Source organism: Methylocaldum sp. GT1TLB (assembly GCF_051027445.1).
Classification (GTDB): Bacteria; Pseudomonadota; Gammaproteobacteria; order Methylococcales; family Methylococcaceae; genus Methylocaldum.
On sequence record NZ_CP194898.1, the window covers coordinates 928,281 to 948,412 of the forward strand.

The following is a 20,132-nucleotide window of genomic DNA, read 5'->3' on the forward strand; positions in this document are numbered from 1 at the left end:
CGACAAGCGAAGCCGGAGCCATGCGGCTCCGGCTTTTCGTTGGCGAAGCTCTGAATACGGATCTATTCGATGCGAAACAGGCTAGCCCCGTTCTTTCAACGCCACATAATCGCGCGTGACCGGGCCGGTATAAAGCTGTCTCGGACGGCCGATACGCTGTTCGGGGTCGGCCATCATCTCCATCCAGTGGGCCATCCAACCGGCGGTACGCGCTACCGCAAACATTGCGGTAAACATGCTCATCGGAATCTTCAAAGCGCGGTAAATGATGCCGGAATAAAAATCGACGTTGGGATATAGCTTGCGTTCGATGAAATAGTCATCCTTCAACGCGATCTCTTCCAATCGAAGGGCAAGATCGAACAGCGGATCTTTGGTATCGGCCAGCTTTTCCAGTACTTCGTAACAGGTCTCGCGGATAATCGTCGCGCGCGGGTCGAAGTTCTTGTACACGCGGTGACCGAATCCCATGAGGCGGAACGGATCGTTCTTATCCTTGGCGCGGGCGATGTATTGGGGTATGTGCTTCGCATCCCCGATTTCCTGAAGCATCTTGATGACCGCCTCGTTTGCGCCGCCGTGTGCCGGACCCCACAGTGCCGCAATTCCCGCGGCGATACAGGCGAAAGGATTGGCCCCCGAACTCCCGGCCAAGCGCACCGTCGAGGTGCTCGCGTTCTGTTCATGGTCGGCATGCAACACCAGCAGCAAGTCCAAAGCCCGCTCGGCGACCGGATCGACCTCATAGACCTGAGTCGGCATGGCAAACATCATATGCAGAAGATTGCCCGTATAGCTCAGGGAATTATCGGGATAGATTTGCGGCTGTCCCATGGTGTATTTGTACGCCGCCGCGGCTATGGTCGGCATCTTGGCAACCAGGCGGAGCGCCGCCAGTTCCCGCGATCTCGGATCGTGGATATCCAAATAATCGTGGTAGAACGCCGAAAGCGATCCCACTACCCCCACCAAAACCGCCATCGGATGGGCGTCATGATGAAACCCCTGGTAAAAGAGCCTCAGGGATTCGTTGATCATGGTGTGGTGCACGACCTCATGGGTAAACTGCCTTAATTGGCTTTCATTCGGCAACTCGCCATACCACAACAGATAAGTGACCTCCAGAAAGTTGCTGCGGGCCGCCAACTGTTCGATGGGGTATCCGCGATACAGCAGAATTCCTTGTTCGCCGTCGATAAAGGTTATTCCACTCGCACAGCTCGCCGTCATCGCAAAACCGGGATCTACGGTAAAACAACCGACCTCGGAATAGAGCTTGGAAATATCTAGGACGGACGGCCCCATCGTTCCCCTGATCACCGGCAAAGACGTAAGACGTCTGCCTTCAGGATCGGTCAAATTGATGTATTCGTTGGTCATAGTGGTTTCCGTTTGGATTTGATCTGACTAGAAATAGCGGCTTTCCATAGACCTAGACTCCAGTTTACTCCCGCGCAGCATACGGCCAAAGGAGAGTCTCAACGAACATAATTAGTGTTCGAGTGTCGACCGGCTATTCGATATGCGTTTTTTGACCGCTTGTCGGTTCATAAGCCGGCATCAGACGACGAACGACAAAGCCCACGATGCTGGTACAAATTTGTCTTATTTGATTGCGACCATCCTGAGTAAGTTCGCCGGCAACCGACACTCTGGGACGTGCTTCTGCATTCCAGGCTCTCGCCGCGGCGTGGAGTTGGCGGGATGGAAAGTTGTCGGCTTAAAGTGTGCCGAGGGGAGCTGAAAATGTTTGCCGATCGGCATTCATTCCGATTTCGTGAATTTCGGGGCGATTCCGAGCATCAGAAATTGACGCGTATCCCGAATTCTCCGGCGCGGCCAGGCTCCGGTGCGATATTGCGGAGGTAAGACGTGGAGTTGCGAATGGTTTCGTTGAGCAGGTTCTTGCCTCTTATGAATACCATGAGCTCGGCATAGTCGGCGACCGCCAGTCGGTACTCGGCGCCGACATTGAACAACAAATACCCGTCCGTTTTCGTTTCATTCTCGCCCGGATTGTTCTGCGCCTCGGCATTCATCAGCCGGGCGAAGGCGGTGAGTTTTTCGAAGCCGTAATCCAGCTGAAAACCGTATCGGAGCGGCGGCATGCGCGGGACATCGCCGCCATGATCGAAGCGGCCGCGCACGTAGTCTGAAAACAAGGTGAGATCCAGCTTCCCGAAGACTTGGTCGAACACCGGAAACTTCAGGCTCGCCTCGAAGCCCTTGAACGTGGCGTCCAACTGCGTACTTTCCAGCACCGGAATACACGCGTCCTCCTCGGAGCACACGGTTTCGAATTCCTCGGTTTCCCGGTTGAAAACCGTGCCGGGGCTACGCTGAAAGATGTAATCGTTGACCCAATTGTGAAACAAATTGACTTCGGCGCTGACCCAACCGGGGTTATAGCGGAAACCGAGGTCGAGATTGTAGGAGGTCTCTTCCGAAAGCGCCGGATTGCCGAGCTCGAAACTCCTGGTCGCGGCGTGGAAACCGTTCGAGAAAAGTTCCTGGACCTGGGGCGCCCGCTGGGAGCGGGTTACCGCGAAGGTCACAGCCGCATCGTCGCGAACGTTCCACACGGCCGAGCTCGAGGCGCTGACCGGCGTGTGCGAAACGCTCTTCAAGCTATCGGGGGTAATAGTCTGATCTTCGACGCGCAACCCCAACTCGAACAGGACGTTGCGCCAATGCATGTCCTCCACGGCGAAAAAACCGTAGGAGGAAATATCCGATTTCGGCACTACCGCCTCTTCGCCAACGGCGGAGAATTCGCTGTCCTGAACCTGCACGCCGACTACCCCGTGCCAGGAACCGACGTTCTTGTGAACCAGCTCTATCCGCCCTTCCACCGCCTCGTTGCTGAACACGGTGCCCGTGGCGCCGTTCTCCCGCTCGACATGGCGGTAATCGGTGTAACCGAGGCGCATTTTGAGCGTCTCGACGAAAGGCGCGGGATCGTAGAGCTCGCTCTTGAAATCGTAGCGGGACTGCTCCATATCGACCCGAATTCTATCCTGCCCCTCCGCTTCTTCGTCACCGTGCTCATGTCCATGGTTATGCGCGCCGGGCGGAATGCCGTAATCGTTTTCCAGTCGGTTGACGGAGAATCCGAAAAAGCCCGGGTCCCCGATGAACGAGAAGCCTACCGTGCCGCCCCGTGCCCTCGCGTCCGTGTTGGCGATATATCCTTTCGTATTGGCGATGGCTTCCTCATGGCCTTCCTCGCCGTGCGAGGCCGCTTCCGCCTGTTCATCGATGGCGAACCCCGGAATCTCGACATTGTTCCGATCGCGATAGAAACCATCCAGGTGCAGGGCGAAGATGCCCTGCCCCGCGTCCAAGCGCAAAACACTCGTAGTTTCGTCGGATACGGTGTTGTAGCGCTGTTCCGCCGCGCCGGTAACGACCTTCTCCGGCAGCCGATCGGGAATTCGGTTGTCGATGACATTGACCAAACCACCGATGGCTCCGCTGCCGTACAAGAGAGTTTGAGGCCCCCGCAGCACCTCGATACGCTCGGCGAGAATCGGCTCGACGGCATTGGCATGATCCGGACTCAGGGTAGACACGTCCTGAATTCCAAGGCTGTCCTGCATGACTCGCACGCGCGGACCGCTTTGCCCGCGGATGACCGGTTGGCCGACGCCGGCGCCGAAAGACGAGCTGGTCACCCCGAGTTCCTGATTCAAGGTTTCGCCGAGGGTATTGCCAACTTTCCGAGACAGCTCATCACCCTTCAAGGCATTGAAGGGACGTGCCATTTCCTCGGCCAGTTTATGCACCGGCGCGGTGATCAATACGGGCTCCAATTCTTTTACGGATTCCTCTTCGGCTGCCACGGACGAAGCAAAAGATGCGGCTGAAGCCATCAGCAGGACGACTCGCTTGTTCATGTTTCTTATAAGGTCCTATCGAGCTAATGTTATAGCGTTACATATACGTTACGAATTCGAGCGAGTCGACAGCTCTCGGCCCGATACGCTTTGGCTCAGGCGTCAGCCGCGTCCTGCGCGCAATGGGCGCACAAGCCGTGAATTTCGATAGCTTTCCGGTGGAGAATAAATCCCGCCTGCTCCACTTCACTCGCGACCGCTGCCATTACCTCGGCTCCCGGTCGCTCCTCGACATTCCCGCAATGTTCGCAAATCAGCAACAGCTGCTCGTGCCTCCGCTCAGAACAGTTGCAACCGATAAACGCATTGAGGCTTTCCACACGGTGGATCAGGCTCTGCTCCATCAGAAACTCCAAGGCCCGGTAAACCGTCGCCGGCTTTGCGGCTTGCTCGAACGGTTTGATTTTGTCGAGCAGGTCGTAAGCCTTGACCGCGCGATGACTTTCCCAGATGAGTTCGAGCACCTTGCGGCGGATCGGCGTCAGCCGAACTTCGCGCTGGGCGCACAGCTGCTCCGCCACGCGGAGCGCTCGGTCGACACAACCGCGGTGATCATGGGTGGGCATCGTGTACACTTTTTGACTAGGCGGAGTCCTGACATTCATTGCTTGGACCTCAAGCGCTGCGTTTTTATGTTACTTTATAACATCTCTACAGTGGCGACAAGCCAAATGTCTTGGAACGAGGTCGATCCTGTATTCGAGCGGAGTGCGTTCTCCGCGAGATAACGATCAAGCCGATCCAGACCATTACTCGAGGGCAGGCACCAAGCGATTCTACCTGCCCGGCAAAGGCGGCAATCTCGGCAGCGGAGGCGCCGGCAAATCAGAAAGGCGAGGCAGCTCCGGTAGCCGTGGCAAGCCCGGTCGCTCTATCGGAACATACCGATGCCTGTCGTCGTAATAGTGGTGGTGATGCTCGTGGACATGAACAGTTTTGTGGTGGCGGTGCTTATGATGTTTATGTTTGTGGGCATGTTTTCCCGAAGCCACGGAAGATCCGCTAAACACGATAAGCAATACGGCCAGGATCGGCTTCAACATCAAAATGCGCATGGATTGGAACTCCCCCCTTGATTGCAAAACGCCGCGTATTTTATGCAAAGGCAAGGCCAGGATTCCCGCCTATCGTGATAGCGGATCCAACTCGCTCAATTCCAATACAGTAGTCATCAATAAATTGGAGCCAAAAGAGCAATCTCGCTCCTGGACGTCGGGATCTGACGACAATTTCTCGCTCCGACATGACACCCGATACGCTGAGCTGCCATCCGAAACCGTTTTATTCGATGCGGGCAAGATCGGGAAGAACCCGGACTTCGGTCGATAGTTGATAAGGGTGGCCGCTCGGAGAGCGCAACTCCACTTCGACCAGATACGCACGATATTTGTCACAGGGCGCACGCACGAGAATGGCGGCGCCATTCCGCTCCGGATTGAGCGCCAGGCTACGACTCGACCAAGCATCGTTACGAAAGTCGCGATCCGAGGACTCGGCGGTCCAAAGACGTATCGCGGTCGGTTTCGCGTTGGTCTTGACCTGTATCATCTCGGTATCATCCCCCCGTTGCGTATGCGTCCATGCCAGCCTGGGCAGCGGATGATTGTCCGCGACCATTTCAAAAAAGCTTGCAAGCGTCTGCCTGGCTTCCAGAGTACTACCCGCACCGTGACCCGCATTCGGCGCCTGGAACAGCAGTTTGGGCTCGGGCAGGTCATGCCAGTAATGACGCAGCGAGTCGACTGTCCAATAAGGATCGTTAGTCCCTAGCAACAGCAACTTCGGCATTCTGTAACGTTCGCGATAAGCGTAGGGGTCCACCCACACGCGCAACCGCTGCAGAGGACTGTCGTCCAGGGCCCGATGCAGCCCCAGATCGGTGTAATCGTGGATATACTCGCTTTGCCGGCCATAGACTTTCTCGGTCCATTGCAGTTGCGTCTTGATGTTCAACATGTCGAATACCATGGGCGCGATGGCTTTGACCCGCCCATCGACGGCTGCCGTCAACCAGGCCGTCCAACCTCGTTTGGAGGCACCGGCGACCAGAAACTTCTCGATGCCGACACTCAATGTCCGCCCCACGAACTCCTGAACCGCATCCATGCCCCGCACCGCGCTTTTCACCATGGGGAAAAGCAACGGCCAGGTCTTGTCGTTCGTTTCCGCATACCGATCGAACGTATAAGCGACAAGCGCATCTTCGCTACGCCCATACAATGGTTGATTGGGAACGCCGGTAATCGCAGCCGCAATGGCTCCGGCTCGTTCCGCCACCGTCTTCAACAGATCGATGCTGGCGGCACCATCGTGGGTTATCAGAAGAAAGGCAGTCTTGGGATTACGCAGCTCGAGCGGCCGGACGATCACAAGACCGTGGCTCCACGTTTCGCCACGCCACTTCTGGGATATCAACTCCAAACGGATCAGCGTTCCCCACGGTTCTTGGGCTTCCGACTCATACCGCCAATGGTACGCGGTGTCCGGCGCATTAACATAGTCTTCGAGCGCTCCCGCCATTCCTCCTCCACTCCACAAAGGCGCTAGCAACATCAAACCAAGAACGAAACCACCCCGGCCAAAGAAATGGTGACTCGAGATACGAAGGTTCCTCAACCTCATGATCGATCACAATGCGTTTAGGCAATCGACCTATAGACCGACAAGCGAAGTATTTTCCGAGGTCAATCCAACGCAACGTCCTTTAGATCCGAACGAGCCCTTGGCTGCCCCGCCATAGCCAAGACAACTCTTTGTATTATCACATTTTTCTTTAATTCTTGAGGGAACTTTCGCCGCCGGATTTTGTTTAATGTTACATGGAAAACCGGTTATTTATTCACAGCATCTAAAGAGCATAACTTTGCCTAAATCAAGCCGGAATCAAGTCTTAGCCTTCGGTCCTGACCTATTGTCTTGCGCCAGGCTCAACGTCGCTTCCCGCTAAATCTCGGCCGCAAATTGTCACTGTAAGTGTTTTTGGAGCGATTCCCCAGTGCCAATCTTCCACCCCCACCATAGGACAGCGCTGTGATGCGTCGGCAGTAACCTGAGGCGCCTTAAATAACCACTCTTCGATCCGGATATTCCGGCAGCTTTTTTCTACTTCCCAGACGAGCGGTACAACGCCATAGCACCCCGCAAGCAAGCCTTGCCCCAGGGAAATGCATTAAAGGTGATGTGTACGGCAGGAGTAACCAAGTTATGAATCACGTAAAAGAACGCGAAGACACCGTAGACGCCCCAGCGGCTTCGATTCCGTCCACGGCCTATCTCGAACACGAAGAACAGCCCGTGGCGAGCCCCGAAAAGCCGACAGCGCGAAAAGTCGCGAGGAAAACGGCAAAGGCCGAACTACCGAGCGTTTCCCCTCTGGATTTGCCGAATGATGTATTCGAAGCGGGACTGGCGCGGCGCAAGCATAATCGTGCGGCGATACTCAATTGGATAAGGGAAGCCTTGGTGGAAGGCACGGACTACGGCCGCATTCACCTCTTCAATCGGGAAAGATGCGCCTTTGCCAGGCGCGGCGAAGCGGAGTCGTGCCCGATCAACAGCCACTGGAGCAAGCCGAGTCTATTCAAGCCGGGTGCCGAAAAAATTTGCGGGATGCTCGGAGTGACGGTGCATTATCCCAATCTCACCGCCTATGAGCAGGCCGCCCTGTCGGGACAGCGTCTCGGTACGATCATTCTCCGCTGCGAACTGCGAGACAGTCAGGAACGGACGGTCGCGGAAGGCATTGGAGCACGCAGCGTGCAGCAGGACAATGGGGACCTGAATAAAGCCCTCAAGATGGCGGGAAAGTCGGCGCATATCGATGCGACTCTGCGGATGGCGGGCTTAAGCGAAGTGTTTACGCAAGACCTTGAGGACATGCAGCTAGGGCCGGCCTCGAAGCCACAAGCCGCTGTTACTACCGGCAAATTCACCGAGGGCGAAGGCGATGCCAACGATCGGATTCCGGCCGAATCGACACCGTCTTCGGAAGCTGGCGGCCGGGGCTACAGGTTCTGCAGCCTTTCCCTCACACAGATCGAGCAATTGGAGACACGGATCAAGGAACTCGGCTTGGACCGCGAGCGCGTGCTGCGTTGGGTCAAAGCCGCGAGCAAGAACAAGTTGAACGCGTTCGAAGAGTTGACGCCTGAAGTCTACGATAGGCTCGTTCAGAAATTGGAAGACTGGGCTAAACCGGACGCGACTGAGAAGGGGTAAGCGGCGTGGAAACAAAGCTTTATGAGATTGCCGAGCAATACCAGGAAGCCTTGAATAACCTTACGGATCTGGATTTGCCTCCGGATGTGATCAACGACACATTGGAAGCACTTACGGGCGAGATCTCGCTTAAAGCATGGAACATCGCTGCCGCCCTCCTGCACATGGAGGGCGAAGCCGAACTGATTCGTCAGGCCGAAGAGCGGATGAACCGGCGACGCAGAGCCTTGGAAACTCGTGCGGCCGGTTTAAGGCAATATCTCAAGATTCAGATGGAACGTATCAATATACGTGAAATCAGGAGTCCTCAATTCATTATCAAAGTCAAACAAAATCCGCCGAAAGTAATTCTCGATGATGAGTCGGCTATCCCCGAGACATTTAAACGCGAGGAAAGCGTGGTTCATATTGACAAAAACGGAATCAAACAAGTGATCTTGTCCGGACAGGCGGTTAAGGGCGCTCATCTTGAACAAGAAACCCGGCTCGATATTACTTGAGAAGCGGTGTCGATTTACGACAACGAACGATCCGAAAGTATTCGAGAGTCAACCAAATTTATTGCGTTTTCGTTACATTAGCGTTACGGATGTCGCGACACAGATATACCCCGAAGAGTGCGACTGCCGTAATGCTATACGGGAATATAGTTACCTACGGGCGATTACTTATGGAATTAGGTGCGGAAAGATAGTTTATTTATCGTACCAAGGAGCGGAGCTGAAGCCGTTATTGATGGATATATGTTTTGACCTTCGGCGCACATGTTATTTGAGTGGGTATTGAGGAGTTATCTAGTGAACAGGAAATTGTATGTCGGAAATCTGAATTACGGCCTTGGAAACGATGATCTGCACCAGCTTTTTGCGCCACATGGTACGGTATACTCGGCCCATGTGATTATGGATCGGGAAACAGGGCGCTCCAAGGGTTTCGGATTCGTGGAAATGGGCAGCGCTCAGGAAGCTCAGGCCGCGATTGCGGCCTTGAACGGTAAGGAGGTAAGCGGCCGCAGCCTAACGGTAAACGAAGCCCGTCCTCCCCAAGACAGAGGTGAGCGCAACGGCAGCTCCAACCCTTTCGTTACCGCAGCAAGGCGTAACGGGAGTTATAACGACCGCCGTAGCTAATCAGCACAATCGACTTCGAGCGCCGGCCGGTTCAACGGAATCGGTCGGCAGCCTCAGCCAACCGGTCCCGTCTATCCCTCGGGTAATTTCTTCAGCTTACGAACATCGGGCATCGAGTCACCGAGTTCGCAACGCGGCGGCGAGGTCCTGCGCCAAGGCGTCGAGCGCCCGGCTTTGCGCGGTTGCCAACCCTACGTAACTGCTATTCGCGGCAGGGATGGCCACGTTGGTATGTCCGCGGCGGACCGCCGTTTCGTCATTCATTTTGATCGTCCACAGCGCTTCGAAAACGGCTCTATCTTTCGGGCGAAGTTCAAATCGGGAAATATCTATGAGAATCCGCACATTCGGATCAAGAGACGTCGATTGGGCGTAGGCGGTTACCGTCGCATCGCCAACCAGACGGGAAAGGCGAGCGGCCAGTGCGCTCGTGATTTCGTCCTTCAACGGCGCTGCCCAGCGATGCTGCTCCAGAACCTCGACTTCATGTTCGCCCTTGGTAACGACTAGCTGGGGCTGATCCAAAGCGGCGGGAATCGTCACCGGCCCCACCACGATTATTTTCGCGCTATCGCTCAGAGTGCCCCGTGCGGCCACCGGGTCGTTCGCCGGCATCAGCGTATAGAAACGTGCCGGCGCGGAACCGCCACACCCGGCGAAAAGACTAACGAATATCGTCATCCACAGAAAACGGATCATGGCTGTTTCTCTTTACCCATAAGAAGCGATTCCGGATGGCGCTCCAGATAATCCAACATCACGCGTAACGATTGAGCTGCCCGGGAAACCTCGTTCAGCGCGTCGCGCGCATCGTGCTGGAGCGGTCCGTCGGTGGCAAGCGTCTTCTGGGCTTCGGTCAGGGTCCGTCTAGCGTCGATAATCGTGGTCTTCATCTCCGGCATCAGCTCGCGATCCAAATTGGAGGTCAGCCGCTCCACGCTCTTAAGTGTCTGATTCAACGATGCCATGGTTTTCCGCAGGTCCGCGGCGATCTCGTCGAGCGGTAATTTGTCCAGTTTTTTCACGATATGTTCCGCGCTGTCCGAGAGCGATTGCAAAGTGCCCGGCATGGTCGGAAACTCAGGCGGGTCCCGCGTCCAGTCCAAATGTGCCGACGGCGCAGACGGGAAGAAGTCGAGAGCGACATAGAGTTGCCCCGAGATTAGGTTGCCTGTGCGCAATTGCGCACGAAGCCCTTTCTCCACCATTCGGCTCAACTGTCTCTCCACGGCCTCGCGGGTCGTGGTGATAAGTTCGCGTTTTTGATTGCGTATCATCCCACCCCAACTCAGGCCGATATCGACCGCAATACGGAAACGGTGGTTCTGCGTATCCCACTCGCCCCGGATGCCGGTGACCTCTCCGGCAGGCAAGCCTCTAAAATCGAGCGGCGCACCGACCGAAAGCCCTCGTATCGTTTCGTCGAAATACAAAACCATCGCGCGCCGTTCGGTTTTGGGTGGCGCGAAGGCCGCGGACCGATTGGCGTAAAGGGTAAACGCCGTGTTTTCCACCGCAGGCTCGACTTTTCCGTCGCCGGCCGGCATGGCGAAAGCGATTCCGCCGAGCATGATGCTCATCAGCGACTCCGTGTCGATCTTGACGCCATTGGCATCGAGTGTTAAGTCGAGACCGCTGGCGTGCCAAAAACGGGTGTCGGCGGTCACGAACCGGTCATAGGGCGTTTCCACGAAAACTTGTATGGTTACACCGGTCCCCGCAGGATCCATTTCGAAGCCCAGCACCTTGCCAACCGCAATGTGCCGGAAATAGATAGGAGATCCTACATCCAAAGAGCCCAGATCCTCGCCCTTGAGAGCGAAGCGCCGGCCCTGCAGATCCGATGTTAGAATGGGCGGGACGTCCAGACCGCGGAATTTGTATTTCCGCTCCGTCGAACTCCCCACGTCCAAGCCGATATAAGAGCCGGAAAGCAAAGTACTCAAACCCGAAATGTTCCCGGCGACCACGCGCGGACGCACGATCCAGAAACGGGTGTCTTTCACCAGCCAATCCTCGGTTCCGTCACGCATTTGAGCGGTGACGATGACGCTGGTCCGATCTTCGCTCAGGGCGACATCGGCGACTTTGCCCACCTCTACGTCCCGATACTTGATAGGCGTTTTGCCCGGCTCCAAACCCTCGGCACTCATGAAAATAAGGGTGATCACAGGGCCTCGTTCCGAGATCGCTTTCCAGGCCAGCCAGGCACCGATCAGCGCCGCAACCAGCGGTATGACCCAAACGACGGAAAAGGCGAACCGGCTCGGCGGCGCTGCGACCGCCGTCGGCAACGCATCGCCCTTGTCGGTCTTCGAAGCGGAATTTGAATCGTTATCTCGAATGAACATTTTCTTGTACGGAATCCCATATCAGTCGCGGGTCGAAGCTCATGGCGGCAACCATGGTGAGCACCACTACGGCGCCGAAGGCAATGGCTCCGGGCCCGGCTTGGACCGCCGCCAGAGGGCGCACATCCACCAGGGCCACCAGCATGGTAACGACAAAAATATCCACCATCGACCAACGGCCGACCTTTTCGGTCAGCCGATATAGCCGGGTGCGGTCCAGCGGCCGCCAGCGCGATCCGGTCTGAACCGTCACCAAGAGTAGAGTGAGAGCCATCAGTTTCAGCAGCGGCACCATAACGCTGGCAAAGAACACCAGCAGTGCCAAAGGCCACGATCCCGATACCCACAGATAGATCACCCCGCTCATGATGGTGTCGACTTGAGCCCCGACGATCGAAGAGGTGGACATGACCGGCAACACATTGGCCGGAACATATAAAATCATGGCGGCGATCAGGAGAGACCAGCATCGACCGACGCTGTTCGGTTTGCGGACGTGCAGCACGCTACCGCACCGAGGGCAGTGCTGCTCGTGCTTCCCGGCCGGGGCATAGGAAAGCATCCCGCAGGCATGGCACGTCAAATAGCCGGCCCCTGAGTTTTGCTGAGTGGCGACGGGACAGCGCCGCCCCAACCGCGCCCAAATCTCTTCGCTATCCAGCGAGGCAGCGGTCGCCGCCATCACGAAAATAAAACCGCCGAAAAGCCACAGCGACCAGCCCGGCTGAACAGTCGCCATGTGAGCGAGCTTGACCAGGGAAACCAGGATGCCCAGCATCAGGACTTCGATCATGCCCCATGGCCGCAGCACCTGAATCAATCTGAACACGGCGGCCTGACCCGGCGGCTTCTTATTCAGCTTCAGCGGCAGCAGCACATATAACAGTCCCAGAAGCTCCATGGCCGGTACCACAATGGTGGTAAACAGAACCAGGCCGGCCATCATTCCCATGCCCTGCTTCTGCAACTCGAGCACGGCACCGAGAAGCGTCGCCTCCGTGTGCTTGCCCTGGATGCTCAGCCCCAGAATAGGGAACAGATTGGCGACCGAAAACAGAATGAATGCCGCAAGGGAAAAGGCCAATGTCCGGTCCAGGGTGTCTTTCGGCGCATGATAGAGCTGCGCTCCGCAGCGGCAGCAGCGGGCGCTTTGCCCCGGCGCAAGCGGGACCTTGCGTTGCAAAAGATCACATTCGTGGCAAGCGCAGAGGTTTTCTAAATCGCCGAAGGCAGGGACAGCCGGCGCGGCGGGAACAACAGACGAACACACGAGAGAAAAGTCGTGGAATGAGTGGCTTTTAAAAATCTGAAATGATGTGTTTACTTACTTAAAAATCCCCCTGATTCCGGAGAGCGGCGCAAAAGGTCCGAACGCACACCGGATAATACCTTAAGCTCCGCCGGAGAGGCGTCGCGTTTCCGGTGCATTCCTTAAATGACGGTCGATCCGTTTATCCGCCGATGAGAACAGTCGGCTGGCCCACGACGATCACACCGCCGTGGGCGGTCATGTCGCCCATGCGCGCCGCCGGCTGACCGCCGATCATCACCGTGGCCGAACCCTGAGCAATGGTATCCGGCGGTCCGACACAGGTTACCACATCGCCGACCCGAGCGGCGGGCAAAGAACCGATCAGCACCGTGGGCGCGCCGGGAGCCGTGATCGGCCCTCCCACATGGGGTTTGGGGCCGTCGAACATGGGACAGGTATGCATATCGGTGAGGCGGGCCGCGGGTTTGCTCATATTGCCCTCACTGTATCAGTCATTCGATCGCGCCATTACGCATTCGCACCGGCAAGCTTGGAGGCCAACCGGCCGTTGCCTCCGCAGGCAATGTCGATGCCCTGCGCCAAGAAGCGTTGGTACTTTTCCGGCGCTTTTTCCGGCTCGTGTTGAACCGCCGCCAACATGACCGCTCCGGTAACGGCTTTCCCGGTAAGATTGTCCGCGGGTGGAACGGCCGGCGCATCCGGTGGAGCCATGCTGCCCCCGCTCCAGAACGCCGCCACCGCCGCCCAGCTCCCCGCCCCTTGGAACTGATGCGCCTCCGCCGCGGCAAAAGCCGAACGCCGATGTTCCTCGCTGGGTTTGTAAACCCAGCGCTCGGCGAGTTCGAGCGGTTTTATCGCTGGCGAAGCAGGATCATTGGCTAAAGCGCTGCGGGCGCATAGGCAGGCCCACCAGGTCGACTCCCGTTTCGGAAGCGCCCGCGCGAGAAATTTAACGGCTTCGGGATACAAGGCGTTTTCCATAAGGAGGCGTAAAAAGCCAGCCGGGCTCATCTCGGGATTCAGCAATCGGAGTGCGGCTTCGTCGAGGTCGATATCACGGCACACAGCCGCGGCGTTGGGCGCAGAGACCTTGGTGAAAACGGGTTCAGTCATTTTGCTTTTCAGTCTCGGAGATTAAAACTCGGTTAATTGATCATGACGATACCGCCCTTGGCGGTCAGCATTCCGTCGCCCTTTACCGTCGTCATGGGTGATTTCAGTTCCGCCATGCTGGTTCCCTCGATATTGACCATCATGCCTTTGATCGTGATGCCGCTTTGATCAATCTTGATACTGTTCTGCCCGACCTTGAGTTCGATCGACTGCATCGCCTCCAGCGTGCTTTTGCCCAGATCGATCTTGGTCTCCTGATTCCCCTGTTTGATCGACAAGGTGTGGTTGCCCATGTCCAGCACCACTTCCCGATTGCCCTGCTTGAGCTGCAGCTTGTCGTTGCCCTGCTCCAGGGTCGTCGTCCGGTGATTGTAGATGTCTATCGTCTGATCGCCGGGGTCCTTCTTGTCGAAACCGACCTTGAGCGTGGCGCTGTTTTCGACAACCACATTCATGTCTTTCTCGGCATGGATATAGATTTCCTCCTTCCCCTTATCGTCCTCCATGCGGATCTCGTTGAAATTGTCCTGTCCCCCGCCCTTGCTGCTGCGCGATTTGATGCCGGTTTGCGTAGCCTTGCCGGGCAAGGCATAGGGCACGGTCTGCTCCGCGTTGTAGACGCGGCCGGTAATGATCGGCTGATCCGGATTGCCTTCGAGAAAATCAACGATCACTTCCTGGCCGATACGGGGTATCGCAATCGCTCCCCATCCTTTTCCCGCCCACGGCTGGGACACCCGCACCCAGCACGAACTGGTCTCGTCCCGATTCTCCGCGCGGTCCCAGTGAAACTTGACCTTCACGCGTCCATATTGGTCGGTCCAGATTTCCTCGCCAGACTTGCCGACCACTATGGCGGTTTGCGGCCCGCGAACCACGGGTCTCGGCGTGCGATGGGCGGCACGAAACTGCTGCGTCTTGGCAATGGCGGAAATGCCGAGCTTCTCCGCGAAATCGCCGGCCGAGTCGCTCACTGACTTATAGCGGTTGGATTGCAGCCGGAATTCCATTCCGGTAACCACGTATTCCTTGTTCTGATCCTGCCGGGGATGATCGATCAGCTTGAACAAGGCTCCGACTTCCAGACCCGCGACGTTGCCCTCGCCCGAAAACCGCTCGTAATCCGACTGAAGCGCCTCCAACCGCACTTTCGAGTAATGCGACCCGTCGGCATTCGCAACGTATCCTCCCGGGTAATCGTATTGTTCGTATTTGCTGTAATCGTCCTCAGTCGGTCGGTTTGTCTTTTCGATCAAGGAGGCTTTGGGCTTTTCAAAATCGAAATCGTTGACCGTGTAAGTCCCAGGCTGAATGACCCGCTTGAAGGACCAGGCGAAGATGTGATCCCGGAGCCGCCGTTCTTGATTCTCCGGGGGAAAGAAAGGTACTTCCGCATACCCGGAAACCGCCGAGTGGGCATTGGCGGAATCGACGAGATTGAGAATGTGCTTGTCGCTTTCGTGCTTGAAGAAATAGTAGATGCCTTCCTCTTCCAGGAGCCGATTGATGAAATCGAAGTCGCTTTCGCGATACTGTACGCAGTATTCGCGCTGCCGATAGGTTTCGCTCAGCGATTCCTGAATGTCGCCGCTGAAGCCATGCTCCTCGAAAATGGCCTTGACGATCTCCGGTACGGTTTTGTCCTGAAAAATGCGGCAATTCGTCTTGCGCGTCAGAAACCATAGCCACGGCCGCAAAACCGCCCGGTAATGCGCGAATTCGCCGAGATCGGGTTCCTGGCTGAATTGAACGGCATAGCCGTTGAAATAACGTTTGCCCCCGTTGGAAAGTTCAAGCGCGACGGTCAGTTTCTTTCCCAGAACGTCCTTGGCGGCGATATTCCGATTCTCGCTGAGCAAATCCACTTCAAGCTCGAACGAGCGGCTGAACTCCTCCCGCCCCTGCATTCGGAAGAACAACAAGACGTCTTTGCCCAAAGGACTCGTTACGGAAGCGGAGCGGAAATCCTGGGTGAACGACATAAAACTAACCCATTAGAATGATTGGAGACAATTTGTCGAATACTAACAAACCTGGGATATAGACCGATGATTTCAGGCGATTCCGCCCGAGACACCTTTCCGGTCGCAGCGAGCAACCACCGAATTCAAGACCGCGCGGCAACGATCAGAAACCCTTCCACAGGCACACCGGCCTCGTAGCGCAACATCTGCTGCTCGCCCCTCCGAAGGGAAAGCCCGGCGCTTTCCAGCTCACGTTGCAGGTAATCCTCCGTATGGCTGTAACGCCCGTGGAGATTGATCTTGTACCCTTCGGACGGCCGCTCGTCGTTACGTTCCACCGTGAAAATGAAGTATCCGCCCCGGCGCAGTGCCCGCCCTACCCGCTCGAAAACCGCGCTCAAATCGCCGAAATAAACCAGCGTATCGGCGGAGACGATCAGGTCGAACCGATCCGTGTGCCGTCCGATGTAGGCTGTTAATTCACTCTCGATCAAATCGTCGTATTGCCGTCTGGCATGGGCCTTCTCCAGCATTTTGACGGACAGATCCACGCCGGTCAGCCGACGCGCATAAGGACGCAAGAATTCCCCGCACAGCCCGGTCCCGCAGCCGGCGTCGAGCACTTCGAGGTCGACTCGATCCCGATCGTACAATGCGGCGACGGCTTCCTTGACCAAACCCGGAGCCCGATAGTCGAGTCCCTTAAGCACGTAATCGAAACTATCGGCAAAGCTGTCGAACGTCATGCGGACGTAGTCGTCCGAAGCGCGCGCCGGGACGTCCGTCCCGGCATACGAATGCAGCCGGTGCAGCGCCAGAGGATTGGTCGGATCGTGTTCCAGCCATTGACGGATCGTGGGCAATGCTTCCTCGACCAAGCCTTGCAGGTACAGCACATGGCAAAGATTTTCGTAATCGTCCGAGCGGTACGGCCGGAGATTGATCGCTCTGCGGTAAGCCTGGGCGGCCTCCCCGAATTTGCCCTGCTTCCGGAATACGTTTCCGAAATTGTGATAGAGCTCGGCGTTGTCCGGCATCAGTTCGATCGCCTTGGCGAATTGCTCCGCGGCTTCCTCGAAGCGCTCCAGATCCTTGAGAACGGTGCCGAGATTGTTGTGCGCAGCAACGTTTCCGGGATTCAGCTCGATCGCGCGCCGGTAGGCGTCCACCGCCTTTTCGGGCTTGCCGGCCTTGTTATAGATGTTGCCGAGGTTGTTGTACGCATCGGCATAGGTCGGCGCAATGGCGATGGCCTTTTCGATCGACTCGACGGCCAGATCGTCTCTGCCTCTCCGATGCGCGAGGATGCCGTAGAAATGAAGAATTTCGGGAATGTCCGGATAATTCTCCAGTAGTACGCTGAAAATCCGCTCGGCGTCATCGAGGCGATTCGCTTGCAGCAAGCGAATCGCACCGCTCAACGCCAACTCGGGGGTTACTTCCTCGATGCGGAAATCTGACGGTTCGTCGTCCAACATAGATCAACTTTCGGAATAGTACAGAGCGTGGAAATTCGGGCCTTTCTTTTTCAGCATCGCCGACGCTTATATCGGAGCGGGAAGCGCACGATTGAAGGCCAAATAACAGGGTCTACAGACCCTTACCGGGCCGGTTTCACGTACGTGCCCGGGCCGCTGAACCGGAAACGTCAACCGGACGCGGTCGGGCGAACAGACGTCGCAAACATTCTTGCCGCACAAGCGGCAGTGATGACGCCACCGGACCGGAAATACTCTGCTGAATTCCTTATTGCATACCCGGCACGTGTTCGTCGCGCTATCCGGTTCCCAGTTCGGTATCCAGGGAGGACAGACAATCACCGGCAATAGAGCGGCCGTATATCCGTTATAAAATATCACCTTATGCTGGAATCTCATCCAGAATCTCTTGACGTACCGCAGTTCGCGGCTGGTGACGTTATAGCCATAATCCCCGGTTTTATCGAAAATACCGGATAATTCACCCATTCCGTCCAGGTGAAAATGGATTTTTCCGCCGCCATGCGCCAGCGAATATTCAAGCGCGGTTTTGGACCACCTCGTACCCATTTCAAGGCCTTCGGTATCCGCTTTTGTGGTGGCACCTAGGCTATATTCTTTGTTTGTTCCCCCTACGTCGACGCCGCCCAGATGCGCACCCGCCGGAAACTGGCGGTGCTTAATGGGCCTAGCCTGGTTAAAGTTTTGGAACTTCGTGTCGTCCATGCCTTTGAGCCCGCGCGCTCTCGCATTTCCCCAGTGTATTTCCCAGTCATCCTCCGCGGTTCTCCCGCCTCGCCGCTTGATATCGATGGTTCTTGGGCCAAGGCCGACAAGGTCGGCCTCCACCGGATTTCCGCGATCGAGATCCCGATAAAGATCGGCATTGTCGGCCTCATCGATATTCATACCAAAATGGATATCTTCCATATCGCTTAATGCAGTATTATCCGCGACCTTTATCTCGGGTATGGGTTGCCCTCCCATCGTCGCCGGGAATACTCCTTTCGTATTCGGTTGTGCTAGCGGCATTTATGTAATCTCCATTCGAAATAACGCCTAATAGAAAATGAATCGGGATTAAAGGAACACAAGAGGAAATTATAGAAGCTACTTAGCTCATCCTATGCATCTCTGGGGTCGAAATACGATCCGGATGATACACAGGATGGGTTTGGCCTTGATCTACGGACCTTACACCGGATATCTCGGACATCCTAGATTGCCTTTGTAAGTCCGCCATACCGGTATCTCGCGTCAATTGCTCAAGTGGAAAACCTGATAAGTGTACAGGTCCCGCTTTCCGCTGCTGGCCGGGGTAAAACTGAGTTTTTTGGCCGATACCGTTACACCGGTGCTGGTTGTCCAATCTTTCGGAGCTTGCCCAAGCGAAGCATTGACCACACAGTTTGCGATTCCGAAATCCCATGTCAGGTGTTTTTCGGTATTGATCGCCCAGGTGTGGGATGTCGTTTCTGCGGTCTCGAACGATTTGATGACCACGTCTTTGAATTTTTCCATGGGTATCCGGTCGAGAATAATGCACGTATTTACTTGCGTAGGAGCTCCTTGCAAAGGGTTATCGGGTCCCTTTCCGCTATTGCTGCGGGATGTTGCGTACGCCCCTGTCGGTGTATTCGTAAACCCGCCGCAAGCGCAGCCGGATTCGACACATCTGTTGGTATAGGTGGTGCAGCCGCATTTTATTCCGGCACCAGTGTCTTCCTTGCATGCGCAATTCGCCCCACTCCCGGTCTTGTGTTTTGCCGGGCCATGCCCGCAGTTTGTACAGGCGTGAGAGATCAGATAGTGCCCGCAAGTGCAGCGATAGGCTTCTGCACGGTGTTCCAGCGCCTTCCGAAGTTTTTGATTGAGCTTGATCAATTCGGCCTGGAGCCAGAAGTCCATTTCTCTGCCGGGCGGGTCGCCGGCCTCCTTTGAGAGGAAGAAGGCGATCTGTGCGACCTCATTGGTTTTCTTGGAGTAAGTAAACAGGTGCTTTTTGAAAAAGTTCTTGTCGAACTTGATCATGATATCGACGCCGCCCGATCCACCGAATACCCACTCCTGGTCCAGGGTAAGCTTTCTGGTTAGTCTCGTCTCAGTGAGACCCGTCGGCGTGTAGTTCTTGTACGCCACCAAATCACGAGCAGTCTGCTCGGCCATGCTTTCTCCTAATCCCCGTCGGGGCTCACGTGCAGCATTTTATGCCGCGTTTTTTGAAAAAATGACCCGAACCCGTACCCAAATCCCTGATCCGGGACACTCAGTGCCCTCGATCGATGGGATTCGCCTCCATCGACCGAATCAGAAAACCCGAGCCAATTCGCCGTGTTCGTGCGTCCTGCGCCGCGCTCCAGCCCGTCGGACGCCCCAGTCGCCTAGTGCTTTTCGGTGACCGTGCGATCCTTGAGATTGACTATAAACGTGCGCCCGCGCTCGTCGCGTGCGATCAACGTCTCGGACTTCTTATCGATACGCAGTTCCTCGATATAAACCTCCTGTGCATCGGTTTCCTCGTGGGGGTCGTACTGCGTGGTATACAATTGCAAGGTCCAGAGTTCCTGACCGCTGGCTTCGTCGACCGCCGCGATAACGCCGCCGCTCTGTCCGAAGCCTCGTGAGCGCGCCGCACGCAGTTGCTCGTAGCGTATGCCTTTGTGGGTGACCGGCTTCGCCGCCGGCGCACGTCTCTTGGAAGATTCCATG

General features: G+C 56.2%; 17 protein-coding genes. 3 read left to right on the forward strand and 14 right to left on the reverse strand.

Annotation, left to right across the window (positions count from 1 at the left end; genetic code table 11):
- Positions 1 to 81: 81 nt before the first annotated feature.
- The 4 genes from ACR2R1_RS04005 to ACR2R1_RS04020 form a co-directional block, all read right to left on the reverse strand.
- Complete coding sequence (locus ACR2R1_RS04005; RefSeq protein WP_077731034.1) at positions 82 to 1,380, reverse strand: citrate synthase; 1,299 nt, start codon at positions 1,378 to 1,380, stop codon at positions 82 to 84.
- Positions 1,381 to 1,802: 422 nt separating this feature from the next.
- Positions 1,803 to 3,896: a TonB-dependent receptor gene (locus tag ACR2R1_RS04010; protein WP_434112755.1), complete on the reverse strand. Its 2,094-nt coding sequence runs from the start codon at positions 3,894 to 3,896 to the stop codon at positions 1,803 to 1,805.
- 95 nt (positions 3,897 to 3,991) lie between these two features.
- Positions 3,992 to 4,462 (reverse strand): transcriptional repressor, encoded by a 471-nt coding sequence (locus ACR2R1_RS04015; RefSeq protein ID WP_240502563.1) that lies wholly within the window; start codon positions 4,460 to 4,462, stop codon positions 3,992 to 3,994.
- A gap of 715 nt (positions 4,463 to 5,177) precedes the next feature.
- Positions 5,178 to 6,416 carry a PhoPQ-activated pathogenicity-related family protein gene (locus tag ACR2R1_RS04020; protein WP_166642424.1) on the reverse strand — a complete coding sequence of 413 codons (1,239 nt, stop codon included), beginning with the start codon at positions 6,414 to 6,416 and terminating at the stop codon, positions 5,178 to 5,180.
- 684 nt (positions 6,417 to 7,100) lie between these two features.
- On the opposite strand from ACR2R1_RS04020, the gene ACR2R1_RS04025 reads away from it, so the two are divergent.
- From ACR2R1_RS04025 to ACR2R1_RS04035, 3 genes are all read left to right on the forward strand, one after another.
- Positions 7,101 to 8,114 carry a hypothetical protein gene (locus tag ACR2R1_RS04025; protein WP_347257334.1) on the forward strand — a complete coding sequence of 338 codons (1,014 nt, stop codon included), beginning with the start codon at positions 7,101 to 7,103 and terminating at the stop codon, positions 8,112 to 8,114.
- Between the two features lie 5 nt (positions 8,115 to 8,119).
- A complete protein-coding gene (locus ACR2R1_RS04030) occupies positions 8,120 to 8,614 on the forward strand; it encodes a siphovirus Gp157 family protein (RefSeq protein ID WP_077731029.1) in 495 nt (164 codons plus the stop codon).
- A gap of 297 nt (positions 8,615 to 8,911) precedes the next feature.
- Positions 8,912 to 9,244 (forward strand): RNA recognition motif domain-containing protein, encoded by a 333-nt coding sequence (locus ACR2R1_RS04035; RefSeq protein ID WP_086133961.1) that lies wholly within the window; start codon positions 8,912 to 8,914, stop codon positions 9,242 to 9,244.
- A gap of 117 nt (positions 9,245 to 9,361) precedes the next feature.
- Here ACR2R1_RS04035 and ACR2R1_RS04040 read toward each other — a convergent pair whose 3' ends face one another.
- The 10 genes from ACR2R1_RS04040 to ACR2R1_RS04085 form a co-directional block, all read right to left on the reverse strand.
- The gene (locus ACR2R1_RS04040) at positions 9,362 to 9,943 is read right to left on the reverse strand and encodes a PqiC family protein (protein ID WP_077731027.1); all 582 of its coding nucleotides are present in this window, start codon (positions 9,941 to 9,943) and stop codon (positions 9,362 to 9,364) included.
- Positions 9,940 to 11,595 carry an intermembrane transport protein PqiB gene (locus ACR2R1_RS04045; protein ID WP_077731026.1) on the reverse strand — a complete coding sequence of 552 codons (1,656 nt, stop codon included), beginning with the start codon at positions 11,593 to 11,595 and terminating at the stop codon, positions 9,940 to 9,942. Before ACR2R1_RS04045 ends, ACR2R1_RS04040 begins: the two co-directional genes overlap by 4 nt.
- Positions 11,579 to 12,865: a paraquat-inducible protein A gene (locus tag ACR2R1_RS04050; RefSeq protein ID WP_347257333.1), complete on the reverse strand. Its 1,287-nt coding sequence runs from the start codon at positions 12,863 to 12,865 to the stop codon at positions 11,579 to 11,581. The genes ACR2R1_RS04045 and ACR2R1_RS04050 overlap by 17 nt, the downstream gene beginning before the upstream one ends.
- 181 nt (positions 12,866 to 13,046) lie before the next feature.
- Complete coding sequence (locus ACR2R1_RS04055) at positions 13,047 to 13,340, reverse strand: PAAR domain-containing protein (protein ID WP_077731024.1); 294 nt, start codon at positions 13,338 to 13,340, stop codon at positions 13,047 to 13,049.
- A 35-nt stretch (positions 13,341 to 13,375) separates the two neighbouring features.
- The gene (locus ACR2R1_RS04060) at positions 13,376 to 13,981 is read right to left on the reverse strand and encodes a DUF6931 family protein (RefSeq protein WP_434112759.1); all 606 of its coding nucleotides are present in this window, start codon (positions 13,979 to 13,981) and stop codon (positions 13,376 to 13,378) included.
- 32 nt (positions 13,982 to 14,013) lie between these two features.
- Positions 14,014 to 15,963 (reverse strand): type VI secretion system Vgr family protein, encoded by a 1,950-nt coding sequence (locus ACR2R1_RS04065; RefSeq protein ID WP_434112761.1) that lies wholly within the window; start codon positions 15,961 to 15,963, stop codon positions 14,014 to 14,016.
- Positions 15,964 to 16,088: 125 nt separating this feature from the next.
- Entirely contained in the window at positions 16,089 to 17,423 is a 1,335-nt protein-coding gene (locus ACR2R1_RS04070; RefSeq protein ID WP_156880897.1) for a tetratricopeptide repeat protein, read from the reverse strand.
- Positions 17,424 to 17,489: 66 nt separating this feature from the next.
- Complete coding sequence (locus tag ACR2R1_RS04075; RefSeq protein WP_347257331.1) at positions 17,490 to 18,332, reverse strand: FYVE zinc finger domain-containing protein; 843 nt, start codon at positions 18,330 to 18,332, stop codon at positions 17,490 to 17,492.
- Between the two features lie 348 nt (positions 18,333 to 18,680).
- Positions 18,681 to 19,589 carry a DUF2934 domain-containing protein gene (locus tag ACR2R1_RS04080; protein ID WP_077731019.1) on the reverse strand — a complete coding sequence of 303 codons (909 nt, stop codon included), beginning with the start codon at positions 19,587 to 19,589 and terminating at the stop codon, positions 18,681 to 18,683.
- A 215-nt stretch (positions 19,590 to 19,804) separates the two neighbouring features.
- Positions 19,805 to 20,131 carry a hypothetical protein gene (locus ACR2R1_RS04085; protein ID WP_077731018.1) on the reverse strand — a complete coding sequence of 109 codons (327 nt, stop codon included), beginning with the start codon at positions 20,129 to 20,131 and terminating at the stop codon, positions 19,805 to 19,807.
- Position 20,132 lies beyond the last annotated feature (1 nt).

Excerpts from the sequence above, each read along its gene's own strand:
- ACR2R1_RS04005 (WP_077731034.1), bottom strand. The coding sequence starts at position 1,380 with ATGACCAACGAATACATCAATTTGACCGATCCTGAAGGCAGACGTCTT.
- ACR2R1_RS04075 (WP_347257331.1), bottom strand. The coding sequence starts at position 18,332 with ATGAATATCGATGAGGCCGACAATGCCGATCTTTATCGGGATCTCGAT.
- ACR2R1_RS04015 (WP_240502563.1), bottom strand. The coding sequence starts at position 4,462 with ATGCCCACCCATGATCACCGCGGTTGTGTCGACCGAGCGCTCCGCGTG.
- ACR2R1_RS04065 (WP_434112761.1), bottom strand. The coding sequence starts at position 15,963 with ATGTCGTTCACCCAGGATTTCCGCTCCGCTTCCGTAACGAGTCCTTTG.
- ACR2R1_RS04080 (WP_077731019.1), bottom strand. The coding sequence starts at position 19,589 with ATGGCCGAGCAGACTGCTCGTGATTTGGTGGCGTACAAGAACTACACG.
- ACR2R1_RS04045 (WP_077731026.1), bottom strand. The coding sequence starts at position 11,595 with ATGTTCATTCGAGATAACGATTCAAATTCCGCTTCGAAGACCGACAAG.
- ACR2R1_RS04055 (WP_077731024.1), bottom strand. The coding sequence starts at position 13,340 with ATGAGCAAACCCGCGGCCCGCCTCACCGATATGCATACCTGTCCCATG.
- ACR2R1_RS04085 (WP_077731018.1), bottom strand. The coding sequence starts at position 20,131 with ATGGAATCTTCCAAGAGACGTGCGCCGGCGGCGAAGCCGGTCACCCAC.
- ACR2R1_RS04025 (WP_347257334.1), top strand. The coding sequence starts at position 7,101 with ATGAATCACGTAAAAGAACGCGAAGACACCGTAGACGCCCCAGCGGCT.
- ACR2R1_RS04060 (WP_434112759.1), bottom strand. The coding sequence starts at position 13,981 with ATGACTGAACCCGTTTTCACCAAGGTCTCTGCGCCCAACGCCGCGGCT.
- ACR2R1_RS04040 (WP_077731027.1), bottom strand. The coding sequence starts at position 9,943 with ATGATCCGTTTTCTGTGGATGACGATATTCGTTAGTCTTTTCGCCGGG.
- ACR2R1_RS04020 (WP_166642424.1), bottom strand. The coding sequence starts at position 6,416 with ATGGCGGGAGCGCTCGAAGACTATGTTAATGCGCCGGACACCGCGTAC.
- ACR2R1_RS04010 (WP_434112755.1), bottom strand. The coding sequence starts at position 3,896 with ATGAACAAGCGAGTCGTCCTGCTGATGGCTTCAGCCGCATCTTTTGCT.
- ACR2R1_RS04070 (WP_156880897.1), bottom strand. The coding sequence starts at position 17,423 with ATGTTGGACGACGAACCGTCAGATTTCCGCATCGAGGAAGTAACCCCC.